At 54.5% G+C, this 18,465-nt stretch carries 16 protein-coding genes; 5 read left to right on the forward strand and 11 right to left on the reverse strand.

Annotated elements, in window-relative coordinates; all coding sequences use genetic code 11:
* Positions 1-136: 136 nt before the first annotated feature.
* The 6 genes from folK to thpR all read right to left on the reverse strand — a co-directional run bounded on the left by folK (position 137) and on the right by thpR (position 5,193).
* A complete protein-coding gene (folK, locus tag OI69_RS15485) occupies positions 137-625 on the reverse strand; it encodes a 2-amino-4-hydroxy-6-hydroxymethyldihydropteridine diphosphokinase (RefSeq protein ID WP_039352335.1) in 489 nt (162 codons plus the stop codon).
* Positions 625-2,037: a polynucleotide adenylyltransferase PcnB gene (gene pcnB, locus OI69_RS15490; protein ID WP_235319700.1), complete on the reverse strand. Its 1,413-nt coding sequence runs from the start codon at positions 2,035-2,037 to the stop codon at positions 625-627. Before pcnB ends, folK begins: the two co-directional genes overlap by 1 nt.
* Before the next feature lie 106 nt (positions 2,038-2,143).
* Complete coding sequence (gene gluQRS / locus OI69_RS15495; RefSeq protein ID WP_039352342.1) at positions 2,144-3,094, reverse strand: tRNA glutamyl-Q(34) synthetase GluQRS; 951 nt, start codon at positions 3,092-3,094, stop codon at positions 2,144-2,146.
* A gap of 129 nt (positions 3,095-3,223) precedes the next feature.
* Positions 3,224-3,679: an RNA polymerase-binding protein DksA gene (gene dksA / locus OI69_RS15500; protein ID WP_039352346.1), complete on the reverse strand. Its 456-nt coding sequence runs from the start codon at positions 3,677-3,679 to the stop codon at positions 3,224-3,226.
* A gap of 266 nt (positions 3,680-3,945) precedes the next feature.
* A complete protein-coding gene (sfsA, locus tag OI69_RS20135) occupies positions 3,946-4,650 on the reverse strand; it encodes a DNA/RNA nuclease SfsA (protein ID WP_039352348.1) in 705 nt (234 codons plus the stop codon).
* 12 nt (positions 4,651-4,662) lie between these two features.
* The gene (gene thpR, locus OI69_RS20140; protein ID WP_039352350.1) at positions 4,663-5,193 is read right to left on the reverse strand and encodes an RNA 2',3'-cyclic phosphodiesterase; all 531 of its coding nucleotides are present in this window, start codon (positions 5,191-5,193) and stop codon (positions 4,663-4,665) included.
* A gap of 92 nt (positions 5,194-5,285) precedes the next feature.
* Here thpR and hrpB point away from each other — a divergent pair, with 92 nt between their 5' ends.
* Complete coding sequence (hrpB, locus tag OI69_RS15515) at positions 5,286-7,748, forward strand: ATP-dependent helicase HrpB (RefSeq protein WP_039352413.1); 2,463 nt, start codon at positions 5,286-5,288, stop codon at positions 7,746-7,748.
* Positions 7,749-7,850: 102 nt separating this feature from the next.
* Positions 7,851-10,319, forward strand: a complete 2,469-nt coding sequence (gene mrcB, locus OI69_RS15520) for a bifunctional glycosyl transferase/transpeptidase (RefSeq protein WP_039352353.1) — start codon at positions 7,851-7,853, stop codon at positions 10,317-10,319.
* 106 nt (positions 10,320-10,425) lie between these two features.
* Here mrcB and OI69_RS15525 read toward each other — a convergent pair whose 3' ends face one another.
* On the reverse strand, positions 10,426-11,016 hold the full coding sequence (locus OI69_RS15525; RefSeq protein ID WP_039352355.1) for a LysE family translocator: 591 nt from the start codon (positions 11,014-11,016) through the stop codon (positions 10,426-10,428).
* 135 nt (positions 11,017-11,151) lie between these two features.
* On the opposite strand from OI69_RS15525, the gene OI69_RS15530 reads away from it, so the two are divergent.
* Complete coding sequence (locus OI69_RS15530; RefSeq protein ID WP_039352358.1) at positions 11,152-12,612, forward strand: aminotransferase-like domain-containing protein; 1,461 nt, start codon at positions 11,152-11,154, stop codon at positions 12,610-12,612.
* A gap of 47 nt (positions 12,613-12,659) precedes the next feature.
* On the opposite strand, the gene hemL is transcribed toward OI69_RS15530, so the two are convergent.
* On the reverse strand, positions 12,660-13,940 hold the full coding sequence (gene hemL / locus OI69_RS15535) for a glutamate-1-semialdehyde 2,1-aminomutase (protein ID WP_039352360.1): 1,281 nt from the start codon (positions 13,938-13,940) through the stop codon (positions 12,660-12,662).
* Positions 13,941-14,209: 269 nt separating this feature from the next.
* Here hemL and erpA point away from each other — a divergent pair, with 269 nt between their 5' ends.
* A complete protein-coding gene (erpA, locus tag OI69_RS15540; protein WP_015841270.1) occupies positions 14,210-14,557 on the forward strand; it encodes an iron-sulfur cluster insertion protein ErpA in 348 nt (115 codons plus the stop codon).
* 91 nt (positions 14,558-14,648) lie between these two features.
* On the opposite strand, the gene OI69_RS15545 is transcribed toward erpA, so the two are convergent.
* The 3 genes from OI69_RS15545 to mtnN all read right to left on the reverse strand — a co-directional run bounded on the left by OI69_RS15545 (position 14,649) and on the right by mtnN (position 16,699).
* A complete protein-coding gene (locus OI69_RS15545) occupies positions 14,649-14,927 on the reverse strand; it encodes a hypothetical protein (RefSeq protein ID WP_039352363.1) in 279 nt (92 codons plus the stop codon).
* Positions 14,928-15,158: 231 nt separating this feature from the next.
* Positions 15,159-15,998 (reverse strand): vitamin B12 ABC transporter substrate-binding protein BtuF, encoded by an 840-nt coding sequence (gene btuF, locus OI69_RS15550; RefSeq protein ID WP_039352366.1) that lies wholly within the window; start codon positions 15,996-15,998, stop codon positions 15,159-15,161.
* Positions 15,999-16,000: 2 nt separating this feature from the next.
* Positions 16,001-16,699: a 5'-methylthioadenosine/S-adenosylhomocysteine nucleosidase gene (mtnN, locus tag OI69_RS15555; RefSeq protein ID WP_039352370.1), complete on the reverse strand. Its 699-nt coding sequence runs from the start codon at positions 16,697-16,699 to the stop codon at positions 16,001-16,003.
* A gap of 121 nt (positions 16,700-16,820) precedes the next feature.
* Here mtnN and dgt point away from each other — a divergent pair, with 121 nt between their 5' ends.
* Positions 16,821-18,332, forward strand: a complete 1,512-nt coding sequence (gene dgt, locus OI69_RS15560; protein ID WP_039352373.1) for a dGTPase — start codon at positions 16,821-16,823, stop codon at positions 18,330-18,332.
* Positions 18,333-18,465 lie beyond the last annotated feature (133 nt).

Here is an 18,465-nt window from a genome sequence, read left to right on the forward strand (position 1 = left end):
TGTCAATAGGGCGAAGAATTGAGGAGAACATTCTAATGTAAGCTGACGTGTAGCGATATACCCGTCATGCTTCAAGTTACCGATGTGAGAGGGGCTGATAAGCGGGATGGTCAGTAGGCCTCGCCATTCCAACTGTTTATTGTCTGTCCCACAATGTCAGACCGTTGCGATCGACGTGGGTTAGCCGCTGGGCAAGCGTTTCACCATCGGGGAACGCCAGTTGAGGGGCGATTTCTGCCAGCGGGTAGAGCATGAATTCACGATTCTTCATGTCGTAATGCGGTACGGTCAGACGGTCGGTGTGGATCACGGCATTACCGAACAGCAGAATATCCAGATCCAACGTGCGCGGCCCCCAACGGTGCGCCTTGCGTTCGCGGCCTTGTTCCAGCTCGATGGCCTGTGTGCGATCGAGCAGCGACTCGGCGGCGAGTTCGGTTTCCAGTTCAACGACAGCATTGAGATAGTCTGGCTGATCCTGCGGGCCGAGCGGGCGACTACGGTAAAACGAAGAGCAGCGAACGACGCGAGTATGCGGGATCGCATCCAGCGCAGACAAGGCGGCGCGCACCTGTTGCAAAGGCTGAGCAAGATTGCTGCCCAGCGCCAGATACACGCGTGTCATCAGGCTTGATCCCGGCGTGGCACCGTAGGTTTACGCGGTCGACGAGGACGAGAACGACGATGTGGCGTCGGGCCATCATCCAGCGATCGCAGCATGACCTGCTGACGCGGCGGAGCAGCAACCTGAAATTCTCCCCACCATTGCGACAGACGCAGCAATTCCTGATGGTTTTCAATTTCGGCCCGCAGACAAAGCAGGTCGTATGCGGCGCGGAATTTAGGATGTTCCATCAGCTTATAAGCGCGTTTACCCTGACGGCGAGACAGGCGCGTTTGCAGTTGCCAGATATCACGAACTAAAGAGGTAATGCGCTTAGGGATCGCCAGAGAACGGCACTGTTCATCCAGTACATCGTTCATCGCCAGCGAGAAGGCATCAAAGTAAGCCAGACCGCTTTCCTGCGCCAGCTTTTGTGCATGCTCAACCAGCGGATACCACAGCATGGCAGAGAATAAGAAGGCCGGATTCACCCGCATATCGTTTTGCAGGCGCTGGTCGGTATTTTTCAGCACCTGGGCAACCATGCGCTCCAGCGTGGAATCACCGTTTGGTGTGAAATAGCGGCTCAGCAGCGGGAAAAGCGGCTGGAACAACTGATATTCACACAGCATTTTATAGGTTGGGTAGCCATAGCCTGACTGAAGCAATTTCAGCGATTCTTCAAACATACGCGCCGCAGGGATGTCGTGCAGCAGCGAAGCGAGACGAGGAATCGGTTCGGCGGTTTCCGGGCTGACCGTCATGTTAAGTTTGGCAGCGAAACGGACGGCGCGCAGCATCCGCACGGGATCTTCACGGTAGCGTGTTTCAGGATCGCCAATCATACGAATGACGCCCTGACGCAGATCGTTCAGGCCACCGGTGTAGTCGCGTACGCTGAAATCAGAAATGCTGTAATAGAGGCTATTGATCGAGAAATCGCGACGCTGGGCGTCTTCTTCAACCGAGCCGAAAATGTTGTCGCGCAGCAACATGCCGCTTTGAGCCTGCTGTGAGGAATTCTTGGTTTCCTGCTGTTCCTGATGCTGATCGTGGTGACCACGGAACGTGGCAACTTCAATCACCTCTGGCCCGAACATGATATGAGCGAGACGGAAACGACGCCCAACTAAACGACAGTTGCGGAATAGCTTACGCACCTGATCGGGTGTGGCGTTAGTGGTGATATCAAAATCCTTCGGCTTTTTGCCCAGTAGCAGGTCGCGTACGCCGCCGCCAACCAGATAAGCCTCATAGCCAGCTTTGTTCAGGCGATAAAGTACTTTCAGCGCGTTATCGCTGATGTCGCTGCGTGAAATAGTGTGTTGGTCACGCGGGATGACGGTCAGATGCTGACGCGGTTCCTCAGATTCGACCATTTCGTTCTCACGATTCAGTACTTTACGACAAAAATTAGCAACTCGGGAAAAGATAATACACCTCGATAGTGATGGATAAATCAACAGCATAGCATGGGCGTCGCCCCCCAAAGGGGCGGCTAAGGATGGCGCGCCACGAAAAATAGCGGCTAATCATAGCTCACCAATGCCCCTTTGAGAATGCTGATGTGATCGTGGACGCGTTTATTGCCGCCTGTAGCGGGACGCTATCAAGCGACCAGTGCGTGACAGACCATGCCAGCAGTGCGGAAAGCGTCATATCCTGGCCATTTTCCGGCAGCGGTTGATGCAGAAATTGCAGTGCGGCAAGCAGCACAGGACGCGGATCGCTGTGCGGTAGCGCGGGGGCATGATTCTGTTTGGAAAGCTTATTTCCCTCGGTATTCAGCACCAGCGGCAGATGCACATAGGTGGGGATCGCGTAGCCCAATTGCTGATAGAGCGAAAGTTGCCGTACCGTTGGCTCGATAAGGTCGGCGCCGCGCACGATCTCTGTCACACCCTGATCGTTATCGTCGATCACCACGGCCAGATTATAGGCAAATAGCCCGTCGCGGCGGTGGATGATGAAATCTTCCTGAGCGAGCGCGGTGTCAGCATATAGCTCGCCACGCAATCTATCGTGAAAGTGAAATACCGGCGTCGTTTGGCGCAGGCGTAGCGCGGCATTGTCGGCAGGCAGGTTACGCGTTCGGCAATAGCCGTCATAGTGCCCGCCCAACTGCTGAATACGGCTACGCGTACAGGTGCAATAATAGCTCATTCCCTGCTGTTGAAGCTGCTGGAGGATCTCGCGGTAACGCGCATGGCGCTGTGACTGGTAAACCACATCGCCATCCCAATACAGGCCGTAGTGTTCTAATTGCGCGAGTATACGAGAGGCGGCACCGGGAATTTCCCGTGGAGGATCGATATCTTCAATGCGTACCAGCCAGCGCCCTTGTTGGGAGCGCGCCTGGAGGTAACTACCCAGAGCGGCAATCAGAGAGCCAAAATGCAGGTCACCAGAGGGAGAAGGGGCAAAACGCCCGATATAACGGCTAGAGGCAGAAAAACGATTAATTTCAGTAAAACCAGCAGTTCCAGACATAAAAAGGCAGCTACTATCTCGTCAGCGTGTTATCCAGACAAAAGATAGACTAATGAATACTATTCATCAGCGGTCGGCGAATCACAATCGACCCCTGCGGGTGGCAGGAGTCGATTCAGGGTAGGAAAATTATCCCGCCATTTGCTTTTCGCGTATCTCTGCCAGCGTTTTGCAGTCGATACACAGGTCGGCAGTCGGACGTGCTTCCAGACGGCGGATGCCAATCTCGACGCCACAGGATTCGCAGAATCCGAAATCCTCTTCTTCGATTTTCACCAGCGTTTTGGCGATTTTCTTGATCAGTTTGCGCTCACGGTCACGGTTACGCAGTTCGAGACTGAACTCTTCTTCCTGCGCTGCACGATCTACGGGATCGGGGAAGTTAGCGGCTTCATCGCGCATGTGCGATACCGTTCGATCCACTTCATCCATGAGTTGGTTGCGCCATGCTTCAAGAATACGCTTGAAATGAGCTAACTGAGCATCGTTCATATACTCTTCGCCCGCTTTCTCCTGGTATGGCTCTACTCCAGCAATTGCGAGAATGCTCAGAGAAGATGTCTTACGATTTTGCCCTTCTTGCATGTTGCTTCTCCTACATAACACGACACGCATAATACCCTTTTTGCAGTGAAGTAGCGGCGTTGTTGACCATAACTTCAGCTATCTGGGTATATCGGCCCCCAAAGGGGGAAAAAACAGGCCGCTATAAATAGCAGATGGAGATAGGGTTGGCAATGCTTCCTGACACCGGCCTGATAAAGTGTGAGGAACAACCTGCATACATTAAATAATAAACAATGTGTTACGCCTTTAGTGGTACGTTAGGCGTGTTATGCAATGTTTTTACTTCATCCTAATAACGGTAGCTTATGCGTCAATTTAATACCGTCAGGGCATAATGTGGAGCCGTAACATAAAATTTCAACCCCTGCTTGCTGTGCTTCGATAAATAATTCCGCATAGCGTGAATCAATATGCCGGGCGGGAGAAACCTGTTGTATCCCTGAATGGAGCACGGCAAAAAAAAGTACAGCGCGTTTTCCGCTAGAAACCATCTGTTGCAGCTCACGCAGATGCTTTTGCCCTCTGAGTGTAACCGCATCGGGAAAGTAACCACATTCATGTTGCAGTAATGTGACGGATTTCACCTCAATATAGCAGTCAATCCTGTCCGGTGCCTGTAAAAGCAGGTCGATTCGGCTGTTTTCCGTACCATATTTGACCTCCGTTTTTATATCTGAGTAGCCAGCCAGTTCTTCTACACGATTTTCCACCAAGGCTTCATACAATAATGTGTTGGCACGCAGAGTATTGATACAAATCCAGTGATTTTGTTGCGTTTCAGTCAGTTCCCAGCTCTGCGGATACTTACGCTTAGGGTTATCAGACGTTGAGTACCACACGGTATCGCCGGGCGTGGCGCAGCCTGTCATCGCACCGGTATTGGCACAGTGCAACGTGAGGACGTCGCCGTGCGGGGTCACGACATCGGCCAAAAAGCGTTTATAACGTTTAATCAACCGGGCAGGTTGTAAACGTGGGATATAGTCCATGAGGATCCTGTTCTATTTAATCAATGACCAGCTTTCCAACTGTTGATAGCGCGTTTTGCCATTGTCGAATAGCGACGCGTAAAGCGAAAAGTGTGTCATGTCGATTTGCCAGCTAAAGGTGGCGGGGGGAATAGCCACGGGGCGAGTCGCGCCACGTAATAACGTAATGTGCGGATGAAACGGCAAGGCCGTTTGATAGCAGCCGTTGCGCGCGGCCTGAGAACGCAGCAGTTCCGCCAACTGTAACAGCCCGCGCGGTGCACGACGGCAGCCCAGCCAGACTACGCCGGGACGTGGCCAGTGTCCGGCGTCATCCAGCGTTAACGTAAACGCGGGTTGGCGGATACGGGCTGCTAAGGTTTGTAACACCTGCGCTTTTTGCTCGCTGACATCGCCCAAAAACGCCAGCGTCAGGTGGAGATTGGCGGCGGCAACCGGGCGTCCGGCTTCCTGAGGGAAGTGTGCGGCACGCCAGCGGATGATCTCTTGCTGTGTGCTTTCCGGCAGTGGTAAAGCAAAAAACAGGCGGCGGGTGGCGGGCATGACGATCTCTCTATTCTGATTCCATCCGATGCGACATTTATCCAGATGCTACAATGCTCGTCGCTGAAAGTTAACCTTATACGGAGATGCCTGTGATTTTACCGCCCGTCAGCGCCGTGCTGGATGATGTGATAACGGCGTTACATACTGCGCCTCAGGTGCTGCTCAGTGCCCCAACGGGGGCGGGGAAATCGACCTGGTTGCCGTTGCAATTGCTACAACAGGGTAACGTGAACGGGCGCATCATCATGCTGGAGCCGCGTCGTCTGGCGGCGAAGAGCGTAGCCTGGCGACTGGCGCAGCAATTGGGTGAAGAACCGGGGCAAACCGTAGGCTATCGTATGCGGTCGGAAAGCTGCGTGAGTAATGCCACGAAGCTGGAGGTTGTCACCGAAGGGATGTTGACCCGTTTGCTGCAACAGGATGCGGAACTGCAAGGCGTTTCTCTAATCATCCTTGATGAGTTTCATGAACGTAGCGTGCAGGCCGATGTGGCACTGGCGCTTTTGCTCGATGTGCAGCAGGGGCTACGCGAAGATGTAAAATTGCTGATTATGTCTGCGACGCTGGACAATGCGCGGCTGGCGGCGCTATTGCCCGAAGCCGTCTGCGTGGTTTCCGAAGGTCGCAGCTATCCGGTCGAGCGGTGTTACGCCCCGTTGAACAGTCAGGAACGGTTGGAAGAGGGCGTAGCGCGACAGGTGCGACGCATACTCACTGAAGAAGATGGCTCGCTGCTGCTGTTTTTGCCCGGCGTCGCGGAGATCCGTCGTGTACAGGCGTTGCTGGAACATTGTGTGTCGAGCGACATCGATCTCTGCCCTTTATACGGTGCGTTGACGTTGGCGGAGCAGCAAAAAGCGATTCTGCCTGCGCAGCCGGGTCGTCGTAAGGTGGTGTTAGCCACGAATATTGCCGAAACCAGTCTGACGATTGAGGGAATTCGGCTGGTGGTGGACAGCGGCCTTGAACGTGTCGCCAGTTTTGATGTGAAAAGCGGCATGACTCGGCTGGTCACACAGCGCATCAGTCAGGCCTCCATGGTGCAGCGTGCCGGACGTGCCGGACGCTTAAGTCCCGGCATTTGCTGGCATCTGTGCTCTCGCGAACAGGCCGAACGCGCAGCGGCGCAAAGCGAGGCTGAGATACTGCACAGCGATTTAAGCAGCGTCTGGCTGGATTTATTACAGTGGGGCTGTACCGATGTGGCGCAGTTAACCTGGCTGGACACGCCGCCCGCCCCCGCGCTGTATGCCGCCTGCCAGTTGCTGCGCCAGCTCGGTATTACCGATGAACAGCAGCGATTGACTACCGAGGGGCGGAAGATTGCGGCGTTAGGCAGCGATGCCCGTTTGGCGACAATGTTATATGCCGCGTCACAGCAAAGTTCAGAGGCGTTGGTTACTGCCGGGTGTCTGGCGGCGATACTGGAAGAGCCGCCGCGTAGCGGGTCGATCAATCTGGCCGACTGGCTGCATCGTCCACTGCCGCACTGGTTGCGGCGGGCAAAACAGCTTGTGCGCCGTTTATCGACGACCTCGGCGCGTGTCGCGGATGTTAATCATCTTGATAGCGGAGAGGCCGACTGGCTGTTGGCACAGGCTTTCCCTGACCGTATCGCCCGGCGGCGGAGTCAGGACGGACGCTATCAGTTGGCTAACGGCAGCGGTGCAATGATGTCGGCTGATGAAGCGTTGTCAGGTTCAGAGTGGCTACTGGCTCCGGCACTGCTGCAAAATAATCTCACGGCGGATGCACGGATCCTGCTGGCGTTGCCGCTGGATATTGAACGGCTGGAACGGCGGCTACCCGGATTAATAAATGAGCGTAACGTGGTGCACTGGGACGAAGAAAAGGGTACTCTGCGCGCCAGCCAGCGCGACCAGATAGGTTGCCTGACGCTGCGAACACGGCCACTGAATAAGCCATCCGATGAGGCTTTGCAGCAGGCGATGTTATCCTGGATTCGGGAGCAAGGAATGGATGCATTAAACTGGGATGCAGCGGCGTTGCAGCTACGCGCCCGGTTACAGTGCGCCAGCCAGTGGTTGCCTGAGGTTGACTGGCCGCGAGTGGATGACGACACGCTGTTGGCAACGCTGGACATCTGGTTACAGCCGTCCCTGTCCGGCGTGCGTGATTTACGGGCGTTGCATCAGATTAATTTGAGTGAGGCGCTGCTGCGGTTGCTGGACTGGTCGCTGCGTCAGCGGCTGGATAGTGCGTTGCCCACGCACTACACTGCACCCGGCGGCAGTCGCTTGCCTATCGCCTATTATGACGATAAGGCACCCGTGCTATCGGTACGGATGCAGGAAATGTTTGGTGAGCAGCAAAGCCCGCTGCTGGCGGAGGGGCGTGTGGCGCTGGTATTGGAACTGTTATCGCCAGCGCAGCGTCCACTACAGATTACGCGCGATTTAGCGGCATTCTGGCAAGGTACTTATCGCGAAGTACAAAAAGAGATGAAGGGGCGTTACCCCAAGCATGTCTGGCCGGACGATCCGGCGAATACAGCGCCGACGAGACGTACCAAGAAATATCAGAATCACTAATTTCAGACGTTTCCGCTTTCCCAAAAAAGAGGCTGGAAACAGAGTAGGCGGCTTGAGCGCAGAGCAGATAGCCGTGAACAACCTGATGGAGAAGTTATTGTAATGTCTCGGGATGACCGCGAACCTATCGGACGCAAAGGGAAAGCGCCAAAACGTAAACCTGAACGCAAACAGGCTATACGACGTCGCAGGGATGACGACTATGATGATGACTACGACGATTATCAGGACGACTATGACGACGATGATGATGACGATGGTGATGAGACCATGACGCGTAAATCGCAGAGAAAACGGCGATGGCTCGGGCTGGCGATCAAGCTGTTTCTGGTCTTCGCCGTGGCGATGGCGATCTATGGCGTGTACCTCGACAGCCAGATCCGCAGCCGTATTGAAGGGAAGGTTTGGCAGTTGCCTGCCGCCGTCTATGGTCGCATGGTCAACCTTGAACCCGGTATGGCCTATAGCCAGAAAGAGATGATCAGTCTGCTGGAAGGCATGCAATACCGTCAGGTGAGCCGCATTACCCGTCCGGGTGAATTCAGCGTGCGCGGCAACAGCATCGACATGCTGCGCCGCCCGTTTGATTTCCCCGATGGCAAAGAAGGACAGATTCAGGCGCGTCTGACGTTTGCCAACGATCGCTTGTCACAGATCCAGAATCTGGACAACCAGCGTAACTTTGGCTTTTTCCGTCTCGATCCGAAACTGATCACCATGATGCAGTCGCCGAATGGCGAACAGCGTTTATTCGTGCCGCGTTCCGGCTTCCCTGATTTGCTGGTTGATACGCTGGTTGCGACCGAAGACCGCCATTTCTATGAGCACGATGGTATCAGCTTGTACTCCATTGGCCGTGCATTTTTAGCCAACATCACGGCGGGACGGGCGGTACAGGGCGGCAGTACGCTGACGCAGCAGTTGGTGAAGAACTTGTTCCTGACTAACGAGCGTTCGCTGTGGCGTAAAGCCAATGAAGCCTACATGGCGCTGATCATGGATTACCGTTACAGCAAGGATCGTATCCTTGAACTGTACCTCAACGAGGTGTACCTCGGTCAGAGCGGTAACGATCAGATCCGCGGTTTCCCGCTCGCCAGCTTGTACTATTTCGGCCGTCCGGTGAATGAACTGAGCCTTGACCAACAGGCGTTACTGGTGGGGATGGTGAAAGGGGCGTCGCTGTATAACCCGTGGCGTAACCCGCAGATTACGTTAGAGCGACGCAATCTGGTGCTGCGTTTGTTACAGAATCAGCAGGTTATTGATGCTGACCTGTACAACATGCTGAGTGCGCGTCCACTGGGTGTGCAGCCGAAAGGCGGTGTCATCAGTCCTCAACCTGCCTTTATGCAACTGGTGCGTCAGGAACTGCAACAGCGTCTTGGCGACAAGGTTAACGATCTCTCCGGCGTGAAGATCTTTACCACGCTCGATCCGGTTTCTCAGGACGCGGCGGAAAAAGCGGTGGAAGTAGGCGTGCCAGCGCTGCGCGCAGGGCGTAACGTCAGCGATCTGGAAGCGGCGATGGTGATTGTCGATCGCTTTAGCGGTGAAATTCGCGCGATGGTCGGCGGTTCGCAAACGCAGTACGCCGGGTTTAACCGTGCGCTACAAGCTCGTCGCCCCGTTGGGTCATTGGCGAAGCCGCCGACCTACCTGACGGCGCTGAGCCAGCCGGACAGTTATCGTCTGAATACGCTGCTGGCGGATGAACCGCTGTCGATCAAGCAGTCTAATGGGCAGCTATGGCAGCCGAAGAACTACGACCGCGAATTCCGTGGCCGCGTCATGCTGGTGGATGCGCTGGCGAACTCGCTAAACGTCCCGACGGTTAATCTGGGGATGGCGGTAGGGCTGGATCAGATATCGGCGACCTTGCAGCGTTTGGGGATCCCGGCAAATGTCATTCAACCTGTACCGGCAATGTTGCTGGGCGCGATCAGCCTGACGCCGATGGAAGTGGCGCAGGAATACCAGACGATCGCCAGCGGCGGTAACCGTGCGCCACTCTCCTCGCTGCGTTCGGTGATTGCGGAAGATGGCACGGTACTGTATCAGAGCTTCCCGCAGGCTGAACGCGCGGTTCCGGCGCAGGCGGCCTACCTGACGTTGTATGGCATGCAGCAGGTGGTTGAACGCGGTACGTCGCGTTCGCTGGCGGTGAAATTCCCGAATTATCATCTGGCAGCGAAAACCGGTACGACGAACGACCTGCGTGACAGTTGGTTTGCCGGGATCGACGGTAAAGAAGTGGCGATTAGCTGGGTCGGACGTGACAACAACGGCCCGGCCAAGCTGACCGGGGCGAACGGGGCGCTGACAATTTATCGTCGCTATCTGGAAAATCAAACGCCGCTGCCCTTACTGCTGACGCCGCCGGAAGGGATTACGACCATGACGGTGGATGGCAGCGGTAACGTTGTCTGCAACGGCAGCAGCGCCGGACGGGTATTGCCAGTCTGGACGGATAACCCGCAAGCGCTGTGTCAGGCCAGCCAGCAACAGCCTTCAGCGCAGCAGGATGGTGAAGGTGTCGCTGACTGGATCAAACAAATGTTTGGTCAATAATCTCTTCTCACTGCCCCCGGTTAATCCGGGGGTGTTTTTTTGTGTCTGCCATTCCTTCTAATATTGGAATAACGCGAGCGCTAGCGGGGAGGGCACCGCCGTGTGATTAGTTGGAAAGCGTGATGGCTTCCGCCAGCATCCAGCATGTAGTGACCACCAGAGAAAGCGCCATAATGCCGTTGAAGGCCTTCAGTTTCCACGGTTCCTGAAGATGTTTACCGATGCGATCGCCGAGTAAGGCCCACACTAAAATGCAGGGCAAGTTTAGCGCCATAAAGCCAATCACCGTGGTGAAAAGGCCGCCGCTGGCGGCATAAAGCAGCGCGATGTTGCTGGACATCAACCAGGCTTTCGGGTTTACCGCTTGAAAGAGTGTCCCTTGCAGTACCGTCATCGGCTGTACTCGTCCTTGTAGTTCTGGTGCCGATGAGCGCACGATTTTCCACGATAGCCATAATAAATAAATGCACCCCAGCACGGTGAGGGGAAGACGAACCATGCTCATCCAGCTTAGTAAAAGTTCCAATGCCACGCCCATCATCGCGGTTTGTATCCCACAGCCGATTGAAATGCCCATCATCATCGGCAAGGTGCGACGCAGGCCAAAATTGACGCCGGACGTTGCCAGCAGCAGGTTATTAGGGCCCGGCGTAATTGACATCACGGTGACGTAACTGAAAAAAGAAGGATCGAGCATGGTGTTATCCTGATGGTGGGAAAGAACACTATGGTAGGCAGAAAAAAGAAATGGTTACAGATACACAAAATGATTATTGTAATGGGTACAAATTGCTTTAATCGTTAACTGTACTCATTGGCTGGCGGGGGAACTGTGTCCATTATCGACTCACAAGAAAGTACGTTGTATCAACAGCTCGCGGAAACCTTCGCTGCCGCTATTCATCAAGGGACGTTAGCACCGGGAAGCCGCTTGCCCTCAATTCGCCGTGTCGCTGGATCGCATCAGGTCAGCGTGAACACGGTGTTGAACGCCTGGCGTATTCTCGAAGATCGTGGGCTGATTGAAGCGCGCCCCCAGTCTGGCTATTTCGTGCGAGGCCGTTTGCCGTCGCTGACGGAGAGCAGACCTCATCGCGCCCAGGTCATTGTGCCGGGCAGCGAAAAATTGGATCTGATTAATACCGTGTTTGCGGCTCAGACGCACCCCGACTACATCAATATTTCTTTGGCATGCCCGCAGCATGCGGATTTCTACCCTACCGAAAAGATCGGTCGTATTGTCGCTTCCTTGCTGCGGCGAGAACCCGGTCTGATTGGCCGTTATGCGCTGCCGCCAGGCAGTGAGCGACTGCGACGTGAAGTGGCGCGGCGAGCGATGGATCTCGGCATGACATTGACCCGTGAGGACATCACGATCACCCACGGCTGTATGGAAGCGCTACAGTTGGCGCTACGTGCGGTGACGCAGCCGGGCGACTGTGTGGGGCTGGAAACGCCAACCTATTTTTATCTCTTTCCTCTGCTGGCCAGTCTGGGATTGAAAACGGTAGAGATTCCCACCGATCCGCAACGCGGCCTCGCGCTGGATGCGCTGGAAATGTTGCTGTCAGAGGGACGGCTACAGGCGATGATCGCCATGCCGAACGCACAGAATCCACTGGGGTGCAGCATGACGCTGGCGGATAAAAAGCGGCTGGCAAAGCTAGTGAACGACTATCAGGTGCCGCTCATTGAGGATGGATTATACGGTGAACTTCAGTTTAGCTGGCCGTTGTCGCCAGCGGTAAAAGCTTTCGACCGCGAAGGGTGGGTGATTTACTGTTCCAGCTTCACGAAAACGCTGGCACCCGATTTTCGCATCGGTTGGATGGCGTCGGGCCGTTTCCGGGAAAAAGTGGCGCGGCTGAAAGCGGTATCGTCAATGGCGGAATCGGCGTTGCTCTCGGAAACGCTGGCGCAGTTTCTGGAATCCGGCGGGTACGATCACCATCTGCGCACGCTACGTCGTCGGTATGCTGCGCAGATGGATGAAGCGCGTGGGTTGATTGCCCGATATTTTCCTCAGGGAACGCGCGCGACGCAGCCGCAGGGCGGTTTTGTCTTCTGGCTGGAATTACCGGGCAATGTGGATGGGGTTGAGTTATTCCATCGCCTGTTGCAAGAGCGCATTTGCGTCACGCCCGGTGAGCTTTACACCTTGAGCGACCGTTGTAAGCACGCACTGCGGCTCTCGTGCTGCTACCCGTTTGATGAACGTCACACCTATGCGCTTAAACGTGCCGGGGCGCTGGCGTGTGAGATGAGCGGTATCGGGCCGGGTAGCATCGTGTAGGGAAGTCTAGCAACGGCGTCAGTCAGTGACGCCGTCGAGATACACGTTTACAGACGTGAGAAGCAGAGTTGCGCGGCTTCGATGGTGCGTTCGATATCCTGTGGCGTGTGCGCCACTGACATAAAGCCCGCTTCAAATGCCGATGGCGCGAGATAAACCCCTTCTTCCAGCATCATGTGGAAGAACAGCTTAAAGCGCTCGACGTCGCACTTCATTACATCCTGATAGCTGGTGACGCTCTCTGCATCGGTGAAGAACAGCCCGAACATCCCCCCAGCCTGATTCACGACCAGCGGAATGTTTTCGGCTTTTGCGGCGGCCAGCAGCCCCTCAGCCAGTTGATTCGTCAACGCGGTCAGTTTTTCATGTACGCCAGGTTTCGCGACTTCTGTCAAACAAGCTAAGCCTGCGGCCATCGCGATCGGGTTGCCAGACAGTGTTCCCGCCTGATAAACCGGGCCAGTGGGTGCCAGTGCCTGCATGATTTCACGCTTGCCGCCGAATGCGCCGACCGGCATACCGCCGCCGATGATTTTCCCCAGACAGGTCAGATCCGGCACCACGCCGTAGTGCGACTGTGCGCCAGCCAGCGCAACGCGAAAGCCTGTCATCACTTCATCGATGATGAACAGGGCGCCAAACTCATCACACAGCGCGCGCAGGCCGGGAAGGAAATCGGGCAGTGGTGGAACACAGTTCATGTTACCGGCGACGGGTTCGACAATAATCGCGGCGATATCGTCAGGGTATTGTTCAAATGCGGCACGTACGGACGACAGATCGTTATAGACACAGGTCAGAGTATGGCGGGCGAAATCGGCTGGAACGCCGGGGGAGTTAGGTTGCCCCAGCGTCAACGCGCCGGAACCGGCTTTCACTAACAGGCAGTCGGCGTGACCGTGATAGCAGCCTTCAAATTTGATGATCTTATCGCGACCCGTGTAGCCACGCGCCAGACGGATTGCGCTCATGGTCGCTTCCGTACCGGAGTTGACCATTCGCACCATATCCATACTGGGCACCAGTGACGTAACCAGACGCGCCATCTGCACTTCGCTCTCTGTCGGCGCGCCAAAGCTCAGACCGCGTTCTGCGGCGGCAATCACGGCATCACGAATCGCCGGATGATTGTGCCCCAGTACCATCGGCCCCCACGAGCCCACGTAATCAATATACGCTTGCTCGTCGGCATCGTAGAGATAAGCGCCATCTGCCCGCTCGATGAACAGCGGTGTGCCGCCGACGCCATTAAAAGCACGAACGGGTGAGTTCACCCCGCCTGGAATAAGTTGCTGTGCCGCAGCATACAGGCTTTCAGATTTGTTCATTACGCGGTCCTGACTGGTCTTGATCGTAGAATGTAGGGGTATTCTAATGAACTGACCGCCGTTATGAAATCACCGTGCGGGTTTTCACTTGAAAACGCGCGGTAATCAATACCCACTGAGAATACTGGTTGTGCGGTATAAGAGACGGCATAATGCGGCGATTATTTAAACACCGGCCGTCAAATCTTGAACGTTTTCGCAGACTGCCGGATAATAAGCGTATGAATATGGGTCTATCACCTGATAAGCCCTGAGTTGGGAGTAAAAATATGAGCGACGATATAGCAGCACTGCCTCTGCAATTTACCGATGCGGCGGCAAGCAAGGTGAAAAACCTGATTGCTGATGAAGAAAACCCAGAGCTGAAACTGCGTGTGTATATTACGGGCGGTGGCTGTAGCGGTTTCCAGTATGGTTTTACCTTTGATGATCAAATCAACGACGGCGATATGACTATTGAGAAGCAAGGGGTGTCGCTGGTGGTTGACCCGATGAGCCTGCAATATCTGGTTGGCGGTGCGGTGGATTATACCGAAGGGCTGGAAGGTTCTCGCTTTGTCGTGACGAACCCAAATGCGAAATCGACCTGCGGCTGTGGTTCCTCTTTCAGCGTGTAATCCTGCATTGCGGTTATTCTCGAATAAAAAAAAACCGTGTCTTGGCTGGACACGGTTTTTTTACATGTAGCAGATGGACGTTTTACGGTGATTACCATTCGACCGTAATCAAACGCGTTTCCGTACCCTGCGTCGTTTTTGCCGCGGCAGCAGCGTATTTGGGCTGTTCGACCTGAATGCGTGATTCCGTAATTTTAGGTTGCGGGGCAGAGGCGACGTTACATGTCAGTTGATATTGACCGGATTGCGGCGTGATGCCACACGACGGTAATATCGTCAGTTGAGCATTAATTTGCCCGCCGCTACTTCCTGCATGGGCAGTAGCACAAGCTGCGATCAGCAGGCTTGCGCAAAGCAACGCACTTTTCATGTTTATTTTACCTGGTGTCAAAGGAACCGATATCGGTTCGAAATTTTCTAACATTGTCTTGCTTTGGCTATATTGCCGAGCGGTAACCGACACCTTTTCATGGCGTCTATGATCCCACCGTTACGCTCAAATTATCGGCAAGAATGGGTGAAATAAAAGTCTGTGAGTGTTACAAGTTGTATATTAATAAAGCTATTGTTATCGGTATGATTTCACAATGTTAATTGCAGGTCATTGCGTTGACGAAGACGGGGATTGTAATTCTGTTAATTGAGCACAAAGCTGTTGGGCGGCCAATAGTAAACGCGGGCCGCTACGGCTGAACCAGTCCTCATTGACGGTAATGACCGGAACCGCTAACTGAGGCTGCCAAAATGCCTGCGTACTGGCAATATTATCTGGTGTACCGCTGACAATGATGGCCTGCGGTTGCCGTCTTAATACTTGTTCACGGCTTACCTGTGGCCAGGGAACCGGGCTGTCGCTAAAGACATTTTCTGCGCCGCACAGTGAAACGATCTGGCTTTGCAGCGTGGCGTTCGAAGAGGTAAACAGTGGCTGAGTGCCGAATTGAATAAAGACTCTCAACGGCGCGGCATGTGTCGCGCTCTCCTTCTCGCCAGCGTGCTGTAGCGTGCTTATTCCCTGCTGAAACCTTGTTGCTGCCTGTTCCGCTTGCTCAGGATGGCGGCTGTATGTCGCCAATTGTCGCAGTGACGCAGGAATATCGTCTAACGTTTTTGCATCCAGATACACGATAGGAATTGAGAAGTTGGCGAGCTGTTCCAGCGGCCGCTGCGGGTTCCCCTCGCGCCAGGCCAAAATCAGATCGGGCTTGAGGGCGAGGATCCGCTCCAGATTGATGCCCTGCCAGGAGGCAACCTGCTCCAGCTTTTTCGCTTCCGGCGGGTAATCAGACCAGGCGCTGACCGCAATCAATTGTTCGCCCATGCCAGCCGCATAAGCCATTTCCGTCGCGTGTGGCGCAAGACTGATCACCCGCTGGGGAATGGCATACGCGGTGGCGCACAGGAATAACCCTGTCAGCCAGCAGAAAAGCCTGACGATCACGATTAGCGTACGGCCAGTTTGCTCAGGATCGTTTCCACCATTCGCGTGGATTGCTGCGCGGCAACGCTCAGGAACTCATCGAAACTCAGGTGTGACGCTTTATCGGCCACATCAGAAATGGCCCGCACAACCACAAACGGGACGGCGAACTGGTGGCAGACATGCGCAATGGCGGTGGCTTCCATTTCTACGGCAATCGCCTTCGGGAAGGTCGCGCGGATGCGAGCTAACGGCTCTGCGCCGTTAATGAAAGCATCGCCGCTGACAACCAGACCGCGTACGGCGTTCAATTGTAAATCCGCAATCGCTTCTTGCGCCACGGCGATGAGTTTTTCATCAGCAGGGAAAGCGGCAGGGCAACCCGCCATTTGGCCGGGTTCATAGCCAAAGGCGGTGACGTCAGCATCGTGGTAGCGTACTTCATCGGACACGACAATATCACCGACGTTCAAGGTAGGAGCCAGCCCACCAGCGGAACCGGTGTTAATCACGACATCCGGCGTGCTGTGTTCCAGCAGCAGCGTGGTGCCGAGTGCGGCGGAGACTTTGCCGATACCGGATTTCAGTAGCGCGACCTCGATGCCGTTGATGTGTCCGGTGTAGATTTCGCAACCTGCGCGCTGGAAGGTCTGACGGTTTTCAATCCGATCGCGCAGCAGCGTTACTTCTTGTTCCATCGCGCCGATAATACCGACTTTCATAAGGTTCCCCGCAAATTCTGTTATAAATGGAAGGCATGTTGTTGGGGGTAGTCTATCATGGCTAGCAGGATGAGATGGAGTGTCCATCATGGTGCTGTAGCGGGATGACATGGAGAACCGTATGTCTGATATTGATTTCGCCAAAAAAATGAGTTTTCAGCGGCATTCCGGCCGACCTAAAACGGTTGATAATGAATATGCGATTGTGCGCCAGTTTGAAAGCGACCGTGGCCGTATTATTAACTCCGCCGCTATCCGTCGCTTACAACAAAAAACCCAGGTCTTTCCGCTGGAACGCAATGCGGCTGTCCGTTCACGTCTGACGCATTCGATGGAGGTGCAGCAGGTGGGACGCTACATCGCCAAAGAGATCTTGCACCGCTTCCAAACCGAGGGGCTGTTGGAAGCGCTGGGTCTGGATGGCAGGCAAACGCCGTTTGAAAGTATGGTCGAAATGGCGTGCCTGATGCATGACATCGGCAATCCGCCATTTGGACACTTTGGCGAATCTGCTATTAATCAATGGTTTAGAAAATTTCTGGATAGCTACTATCTGGACAGCGAATCCCCAGAGCGTGTCGATGACTGTAAGGTCCCCCTGCTGCGGATGCAGCAGGACGGCTTAGACAAACTGCGTGGGCAGATTCGCCAGGATCTCAGCCACTTTGAAGGCAATGCGCAGGCGATCCGTCTGGTGCATACGTTGCTCAAACTCAATCTGACCTACGGGCAGGTAGCCTGCATCCTGAAATATACCCGCCCCGCGTATTGGAACGGCGAGCTTCCTGCGGATTACCGCTATTTGATGAAGAAGCCGGGCTACTATCTGTCGGAGGAAGCCTTCGTTGCCAAACTGCGTGAAGTGCTGGAGATGGGCGAATTTCATCGTCACCCGCTGAGCTATATCATGGAGGCGGCGGATGATGTGTCCTACTGCATCGCGGATCTGGAAGATGCCGTTGAGAAGGAAATTCTCACGATCGAGGAGCTTTACGACCTGTTACGCGAAAATTGGAGGGATGGAACAGAGAAAGACATTTTCGCCAAAACGATTGAACGAGCCTACAAAGAACGTGAGCGTTTTCAATGGCGCAGCCATGATGATCAGTTCTTCATGAATCTTCGGGTTTATACTGTGGGGCAAATGGTGCCGCACGCCGCGAAGCGTTTTATCGACAATCTGCCCGCGATTTATGCCGGATCGTTCAATCAGGCCTTGCTTGAGGACGACAGCCCGCAGAACCGGCTGTTAGGCATTTTCAAGCATGTCGCTTTGAAACACGTTTTTAATCATCATGAAGTTGAGCAACTGGAACTTCAGGGGGATCGCGTCATTCGCGGCCTGCTGGATATTTATAGCCCGCTGCTCGATATGCCCTATCAGGATTTCACCCAGCTTGTCAGCGAGGATACGCATCGGCGCTATCCGATTGAGACGCGGCTTTACCACAAACTATCCAGGAAGTACTGTCTGGCCTATTGTGAAGCGGTTGCTGAGTTGGAAACGTTGCCTGAAACCGAGCGGATCGTCCGTGAATATTATTATCGGGCACGTCTGATTCAGGATTACATCAGTGGGATGACGGATTTATACGCCTACGATGAATACCGCAAGCTGATGGCGGCGGATTAGCGATGTACAGACCGCAATGGAAATCGCGAGTTTTGTAAAGCCATTCAATATTTCCTTACGCTTCACGATCTTCCCCTCGGGAACATTGTTGATCCATATTTATCTCATACAGCACGACCACTGAGTGTACCCG

Source organism: Pectobacterium fontis (assembly GCF_000803215.1).
In the GTDB taxonomy this organism is placed as follows: domain Bacteria; phylum Pseudomonadota; class Gammaproteobacteria; order Enterobacterales; family Enterobacteriaceae; genus Pectobacterium; species Pectobacterium fontis.

Bases quoted from the DNA above. Each gene is read 5' to 3' on its own strand.
- folK (WP_039352335.1), bottom strand. From the start codon at position 625: ATGACACGCGTGTATCTGGCGCTGGGCAGCAATCTTGCTCAGCCTTTG.
- gluQRS (WP_039352342.1), bottom strand. From the start codon at position 3,094: ATGTCTGGAACTGCTGGTTTTACTGAAATTAATCGTTTTTCTGCCTCT.
- dksA (WP_039352346.1), bottom strand. From the start codon at position 3,679: ATGCAAGAAGGGCAAAATCGTAAGACATCTTCTCTGAGCATTCTCGCA.
- sfsA (WP_039352348.1), bottom strand. From the start codon at position 4,650: ATGGACTATATCCCACGTTTACAACCTGCCCGGTTGATTAAACGTTAT.
- thpR (WP_039352350.1), bottom strand. From the start codon at position 5,193: ATGCCCGCCACCCGCCGCCTGTTTTTTGCTTTACCACTGCCGGAAAGC.
- mrcB (WP_039352353.1), top strand. From the start codon at position 7,851: ATGTCTCGGGATGACCGCGAACCTATCGGACGCAAAGGGAAAGCGCCA.
- OI69_RS15525 (WP_039352355.1), bottom strand. From the start codon at position 11,016: ATGCTCGATCCTTCTTTTTTCAGTTACGTCACCGTGATGTCAATTACG.
- hemL (WP_039352360.1), bottom strand. From the start codon at position 13,940: ATGAACAAATCTGAAAGCCTGTATGCTGCGGCACAGCAACTTATTCCA.
- erpA (WP_015841270.1), top strand. From the start codon at position 14,210: ATGAGCGACGATATAGCAGCACTGCCTCTGCAATTTACCGATGCGGCG.
- OI69_RS15545 (WP_039352363.1), bottom strand. From the start codon at position 14,927: ATGAAAAGTGCGTTGCTTTGCGCAAGCCTGCTGATCGCAGCTTGTGCT.
- mtnN (WP_039352370.1), bottom strand. From the start codon at position 16,699: ATGAAAGTCGGTATTATCGGCGCGATGGAACAAGAAGTAACGCTGCTG.
- dgt (WP_039352373.1), top strand. From the start codon at position 16,821: ATGTCTGATATTGATTTCGCCAAAAAAATGAGTTTTCAGCGGCATTCC.